Source organism: Arthrobacter sp. H14, assembly GCF_000520495.1.
In the GTDB taxonomy this organism is placed as follows: domain Bacteria; phylum Actinomycetota; class Actinomycetes; order Actinomycetales; family Micrococcaceae; genus Arthrobacter_C.
On the sequence record NZ_KI914664.1, the window covers coordinates 1 to 5192 of the forward strand.

At 63.6% G+C, this 5192-nt stretch carries 6 protein-coding genes; 5 read left to right on the top strand and 1 reads right to left on the bottom strand.

Translation table 11 applies throughout. From position 1 onward, the window contains the following. Nucleotides 1-11: 11 nt before the first annotated feature. From Y707_RS0114180 to Y707_RS0114190, 3 genes are all read left to right on the top strand, one after another. Nucleotides 12-1007, top strand: a complete 996-nt coding sequence (locus Y707_RS0114180; RefSeq protein WP_026535569.1) for a sugar phosphate isomerase/epimerase family protein — start codon at nucleotides 12-14, stop codon at nucleotides 1005-1007. Nucleotides 1008-1118: 111 nt separating this feature from the next. Next, nucleotides 1119-1940 (top strand): NAD(+) synthase, encoded by an 822-nt coding sequence (gene nadE / locus Y707_RS0114185; RefSeq protein ID WP_026535570.1) that lies wholly within the window; start codon nucleotides 1119-1121, stop codon nucleotides 1938-1940. A gap of 205 nt (nucleotides 1941-2145) precedes the next feature. Then, complete coding sequence (locus Y707_RS0114190; RefSeq protein ID WP_026535571.1) at nucleotides 2146-2697, top strand: flavin reductase family protein; 552 nt, start codon at nucleotides 2146-2148, stop codon at nucleotides 2695-2697. A 329-nt stretch (nucleotides 2698-3026) separates the two neighbouring features. Here Y707_RS0114190 and Y707_RS0114195 read toward each other — a convergent pair whose 3' ends face one another. Then, the gene (locus Y707_RS0114195; protein WP_026535572.1) at nucleotides 3027-3476 is read right to left on the bottom strand and encodes a VOC family protein; all 450 of its coding nucleotides are present in this window, start codon (nucleotides 3474-3476) and stop codon (nucleotides 3027-3029) included. A gap of 89 nt (nucleotides 3477-3565) precedes the next feature. On the opposite strand from Y707_RS0114195, the gene Y707_RS0114200 reads away from it, so the two are divergent. Continuing rightward, the gene (locus Y707_RS0114200) at nucleotides 3566-4363 is read left to right on the top strand and encodes an exodeoxyribonuclease III (protein WP_026535573.1); all 798 of its coding nucleotides are present in this window, start codon (nucleotides 3566-3568) and stop codon (nucleotides 4361-4363) included. A 4-nt stretch (nucleotides 4364-4367) separates the two neighbouring features. Beyond that, the coding region (locus Y707_RS31535) for a DUF8083 family protein (RefSeq protein ID WP_026535574.1) at nucleotides 4368-5192 on the top strand (825 nt) is incomplete at its 3' end.

Genomic DNA, 5192 nt, shown 5'->3' on the forward strand with positions numbered 1-5192 from the left:
AAGGAGCACAGATGCCACGCAACTACACTCTTTTCACCGGCCAGTGGGCCGATCTGCCCTTCGAGAAGGTCGCCGAACTCGCCGGCCAGTGGGGCTATGACGGGTTGGAGATCGCGGTTTCCGGGGACCATCTGGACGCGTGGCGCTGGGACGACGATGACTATATCCAGGACCGGCTGGAGATCCTGAAACGGAATGGTTTGAAGGTCTGGGCCATCTCCAATCATCTGAAGGGCCAGGCGGTCTGCGATGATCCGATCGACTTCCGGCACAAGGACATCGTCGGGCCAAAAGTCTGGGGCGACGGCGATCCGGAGGGTGTGCGCCAACGGGCGGCCGAAGAGATGAAGCTGACCGCACGGCTGGCGAAGAAGCTCGGCGTCGATACCGTCGTCGGCTTCACCGGCTCTTCCATCTGGCAGTATGTGGCAATGTTCCCGCCGGTTTCACAGGACGTGATCGACGCCGGTTATCAGGACTTTGCCGACCGCTGGAATCCGATCCTGGACGTTTTCGACGAGTGCGGCGTGCGCTTCGCCCATGAGGTCCACCCGTCCGAGATTGCGTACGACTACTGGTCGACCGTGCGGACGCTGGAGGCCATCGGACACCGTAAGGCGTTCGGCATCAATTGGGATCCGAGCCACATGATGTGGCAGGACATCGACCCGGTCAGCCTGATTTGGGACTTCAAGGACCGGATCTATCACGTGGACTGCAAGGACACGAAGCTGCGGATCACCGGACGGAACACCCGCCTCGGCTCGCATCTGCCGTGGGGCGATCCGCGACGCGGCTGGGACTTCGTCTCCACCGGACGCGGGGATGTGCCGTGGGAGGAAAGCTTCAGGGCGTTGACCGCCATCGGCTATGACGGACCGATTTCCGTTGAGTGGGAGGATGCGGGCATGGACCGGCTTCAAGGTGCACCGGAAGCCCTCGCCTTTTTGAAGAAGTTCGATTTCGCCCCGTCCGAAACCTCCTTCGACGCCGCCTTCAAGCAATAGTCTCCTTCCCGGCACGCGCGAATCGAGTCCGCATTAGGTGCTGTTTTCAGAGCTGGGAACGACATCTACTGCGGGCTCGATGCTGTGATCAATCACCAGTAGGCTTAGTGCATGCGGAAACTTCAGGCTCAGATTATTGCTGAACTCGGCGCACAGCCGTCCATCGATCCGGAGGCGGAAATCCGGCGTCGGATCACTTTCCTGAAGAGCTACCTGAAATCCACCGGCGTGAAGGGCTATGTGCTCGGTATCAGCGGAGGACAGGACTCCACTCTGGCCGGTAAGCTTTGCCAGCTGGCGGTCGATGAGCTCGGCGAAAAGGGCCTGGAGGTGAACTTCGTCGGCGTGCGGCTGCCCTACAAGGTGCAGCACGATGAGGACGACGCCCAGCTCGCTCTGGACTTCATTAAGCCCAAGACGTCGTGGACGTACAACATCGCTCCCGGCGTGGACGGTTTCGAGGACGAATACCGCACTACGACCGGCGAGAAAATCACGGACTTCAACAAGGGAAATATCAAGGCACGGGCCCGGATGATCGCCCAGTACGCGCTGGCAGGCCAGCACGGTCTGCTGGTGATCGGCACCGATCATGCGGCCGAGGCCATAACCGGTTTTTACACCAAATTTGGCGACGGCGCTGCAGACGTCCTGCCGTTGTCCGGGCTGAATAAGCGGCAGGGCAAGGCCATGTTGAAGGAACTCGGCGCCGCTAAGCGGCTTTACGAGAAGAAACCGACGGCCGACCTGCTGGACGAAGATCCCGGGCAAACGGATGAGGAAAGCCTCGGACTCTCCTACGACGACATCGACGACTACCTCGAAGGCAAGGACATCGGCGCGGGGGCGGCCGAACGGCTGGAACACCGTTTCATGGCGTCGCGCCACAAGCGGACCCTGCCCGTGGCCATCGACGATACCTGGTGGCATTAATGCTCACATGGAGAGAACAGCTCATTGCCGAGGAAAACTGACGCCCGGCAAAGGCTCTTTGGCCGATGTCGTCCCGCTTCCGCAGTCGTTTGGATCAGCCAGATTGTCTCAGCTCGTTGAGGAAGACCGCGCCGAGCGGTTGTGACCCCAGATCCATCTCCCCCCACCCTCGCCCATGCCGTCCGGTAGCTGTAATAGTAGCTGGATGGAGAGTTCCGGAACACTGAATGCCCACCAGCTCGATTCAGAACAGCCATCGCAGGCAAGTATCGACCTTTACCGGACGCTCAGCGCCGACATCGCATCCGGCGTCGCCATCATTTCCACCCGCCTGCGGAGCCACGACTATGCCGCGACCGTGACCGGATACCTTTCCGTTTCCTACGATCCGCCCACCATGCTGGTGAGCCTGTTCGACGGCGCCCGCATCGCCGATGCTGTTTCGGAAGCCGGCGTGTGGACGCTCAGCCTGCTCGGCAGTCAGCACCAGGGCACCGCCAACTGGCTGGCCAGTCCCGGAACGCCGCTCCACGGACTCCTGAACCAGGTTCCCTACCGGCGCGGTCCCGCAACCGGCTCGGCGATTATCGACGGCGCGCTGGCCTTCTTCGAACTGCGCACCGTGGAGATCCACGAAGCGGCCACGCATCTGCTGGTGATTGGCGAGGTCGTTTCCATGGGCCGCGATGCCACCGGCACGCAGACCCAGGATCCTCTGGTCCATCACGGCTCTGCCTACCGCCGGCTGGCCCGCTGAGGTCAAGGCTGGCTCCGGAGCCGCAGCGACCGCGGTCCGACAGCGAGTCAGCCCCAAACCTGCACCCGGCTCCGCAGCCCAAGCGCCGAATCAGCCCATAAGCCGCCAGTCAGGGGGTTGCAGTGGGCTGACTCGCGGCTAAGGGGCTGAACCGGCGGAATCGCGCGCAGGCGAGGGGCTGACTCGCGGTGCGGTGAGCGGCTAAGGGGCTGAACCGGCGGAATCGCGCGCAGGCGAGGGGCTTACTCGCGGTGCGGTGAGCGGTAAGGGGCTGAACCAGCGGGATCGCGGGCAGCGAAGGCACGGATCCGGTGGGGAATTGGAAACAGTTACCGCTGGTCCCGGCGGAGCGGGTGGTCTTCCGGAATTTCGACGACGACGATCCGCACGCCGTCGGGTCCGTCCAGCCACATTTCCACCAGCCCCCATGGCTCCTGTTTCGGCCCACGCGTAATGGTGGCTCCTGCTGTCCTGAGCCGCTCGTGTTCGGCCTCGATGTCCCGGACCTGCAACCACAGCGCGGTACCGGCGGCACCCATTGCCCCGCCGTCGTCACCCGAGCCCGGCGTTCCTCCGGCATTGCGAGCCTGTGCCGCGTGGTGGTCCTTCTGGTGTCCGGACACCTCAAGGAAGCCGTTGCCGAGGAAGAAAACCATCCCGGGGTGCCCGGGACTGCCGAATTCGCGGTAGACGGCCAGGCCGAGAACCTCCCGGAAGAACCGCTGACTGCCCTGCGGGTCGGCCGACCGGAGCAGGATCCTGCTGCTGAGAATCTCCATACCTGCGATCATGCCAGCCGGCGCCGGCAGAATGTACCTACTATGGGTGCTGACCTCAAATGCCGGGCAATCGCGGTAACGTAGCGGATGTGAAGATTGCTACCTGGAATGTGAACTCCATCCGTGCCCGGGCCGACCGTGTCGAAGCCTGGCTGCAGCGCTCCGACGTCGACGTGCTCGCGATGCAGGAGACGAAATCCAACGACGAGAAATTCCCCTGGGAGCTGTTCGAGAACAACGGCTACGAGATCGCCCATTTCGGCGTGAATCAGTGGAACGGCGTCGCAATCGCCTCCCGGGTGGGCCTGCAGGACGTCGAACGGACTTTCCCGGACCAGCCCACCTTCGGCAAGGGCGAGCAGGAAGCGACGGCGGAGGCCCGCGCGATCGGGGCAACCTGCGGCGGCATCCGGATCTGGAGCCTCTACGTGCCCAATGGCCGCGCGGTCGGGGACCCGCACATGCCATACAAACTGTCCTGGCTCGGCATGCTCAAGGACCACGCTGCGAAATGGCTTAGCGAGGACCCGGAGCAGCAGATCGCCCTGATGGGCGACTTCAATATCGCCCCGCAGGACGACGACGTGTGGGACATGGCCGCGTTCGAGGGCGCCACCCACGTCAGCGAACCGGAGCGGGCGGCCTTCGCAGCCTTCGCCGAGGCGGGCTACACCGACGTCGTACGCCCGCATACACCCGGCCCTGGCGTTTACACCTACTGGGACTACAAGCAGCTGAGCTTCCCCAAGAAGATGGGCATGCGCATCGACTTCATCCTCGCCTCCCCCGCACTGGCCGGCCGTGTCACCGGGGCAATGATCGACCGCGAGGAGCGCAAGGGTAAAGGCCCATCGGACCACGCGCCCGTCATTGTGGAGCTGGGTTAAGTAGATGGCGGGGGATAACGACGGCGGCAAGGACCACTTCAAGGGTTTCCCCTATGTCTCCAATCTGCGCATTTTCGAACCGCTGGAGGCGTTTTCCGACGAGGACCAGCTCACCTTCACGGAACAGCGTTACCGCAACAGGGCCGACGTCGACGCCACCGAGGCGAAGAGTTCACTGAGCCGGATCGCGCGTACGGTTGCCGACCCCTTTCCGCACCGGTCCACCAATGACGTCCGGGTGCTGCACTACCCCTCGGCCGAGGGCATCACGTCAACGTTTTACTGCCCCAGTCAGCTGTCGGTGCGCAGCACGCTGGCCGCGGAGACGCTGATCGAAAACATGAAGGGGCCGCTGGCCAACATCCTGCTGCCGGAGGCGGCCAGGGAGGCCCACCAGACCCGGCTCGATCCGGACGAGCTCGCGGATTCGATCGACAAGATCCACACCCGCGCCGCGACCTGGGGCGTGCCGTTCAGCTGGTTCGCCCTGATCCACGAGGACGACCACTCCGAGGTTGTTGAAGAGCACGGCCGGGTTCTCACCGTTCGTATCTCGGCTCCGTTAACCCAGGCAGTGGAGCGGGCGGCGGAGGCCAGCACCAACCTTGTCGCTGCTGCGCCGGAACTCGATCTGTTGGCGGACCTGAGCGAGTTATCGACCTGGATGGAAAACTTCCACGAGAACTCGATTATCGAACTCGACTACGGCGCCGTGGCCAACGTCGTGTTCCCCGATGAGTCTCCGTACGATGTCCGGCAGGGGATCGAGGCCCTGGCCGAAGGCGACATGACGGGCGCGGCCGCGGCCTACCGGCGTCTGGCCAGCCGG